This is a genomic window from Microvirga aerilata (genome assembly GCF_016743775.1).
GTDB lineage: Bacteria > Pseudomonadota > Alphaproteobacteria > Rhizobiales > Beijerinckiaceae > Microvirga > Microvirga aerilata.
In genome coordinates this window covers 1-1,139 of record NZ_JAEQMY010000302.1, presented here as the reverse complement: position 1 = coordinate 1,139, position 1,139 = coordinate 1, and the positions used below count along the sequence as shown (strand labels likewise).

The following is a 1,139-nucleotide window of genomic DNA, read 5'->3' as shown; positions in this document are numbered from 1 at the left end:
GCTTTCGGGAGCAGGGGAGGGGATCATGACGAGGAGCATCTGGCTCCTCGTACCTATGACCTGCCGGTGCTGCCATGGGAGACCATTGCCGGCCGCCTGGAGCAGATCACCATCAGCATCCTGCGCTTCGACGCTCGATTGGAGGCCTCCGGCCTGTCAGCAGGTTGGCAGTCGCGCTGCGACATCACCGAAGCGGTCCGGTCGCTGCTCCTGGATGGCCATCTCGTCGATGTGGGTGATCTGGTGCTGCACGATGCCGGCATGGATGTCCGCAGCCCTACCCACGAACTCACCCGGGCCGCTGCCGCCCTGCGGTCCCGGCGCACGGCCATGGCTCGGAAGGCGCCCTGGCCTGTGTCCATTGATGGCTTGGCCGCTTTACGGGGCATCGGCGGCGTGGCTGGGCAGAGGACCGTCAGGTCAAAGGGCAAGCGGCCGGATCCGGACGATGACGAGGCGTATCCGCCCTATGCCAACGATGCCGATCCGTGGAAGGTGCACTTTGCCGAGATCGATGCCCTGCTGGATCGCACCAGCAAGGTGCTGGCCGGCGAGACCCCGCTGCCCAGGAGCCGCTCGCATTTGGTCTATGACTCGGATCACGATGAGGCGGAGAACGAGGATCTGTGGCTCGACTTCGTCAAGCGCACCAGCCACTGGCCCGCTGTGGCGGCAGCGGCTGTGGCCTGGAATGCCTGGCTTGATCTCAACCTCTACACCCGCCTGCCCTGGCTCGGCCTGACCATGGCAGCATCCCTCCTGCGGGCACGGGGGCTGACAGCCTACCTGCTGCCGCTGGCCGCTGGGTTCAAGCAATCCAAGTTCCGGCCGCAGGGCAGGGAAGGGGCGAAAGAGAAGCTCGATGGCTTCTGCCAGGTGATCGAAGAGGCGCTGAGCATCGCCAACAAGGATCTCGATCGGCTCATCCTTGCCCGTGAGCTGATGAACCGTGTCACCGCCCAATGCCGCAGCAACTCGAAGCTGCCGGGGTTAGTCGAGCTGTTCCTGTCGCGTCCGCTGGTGACGGTACCGCTTGGCGCCAAGCTCTTGAGGGTCACGCCCAAGGCCGTCGACCTGATGCTGGCACAACTCGGAGGCGCCCGGCCGCGGGAACTCACCGGACGCACCCGCTACCGCGC

At 65.8% G+C, this 1,139-nt stretch carries 1 protein-coding gene; it reads left to right on the top strand.

From position 1 onward, the window contains the following. A partial coding sequence (locus tag JKG68_RS32480; RefSeq protein WP_246516133.1) for an RHE_PE00001 family protein occupies window positions 1-1,139 on the top strand: 1,139 nt, incomplete at both ends.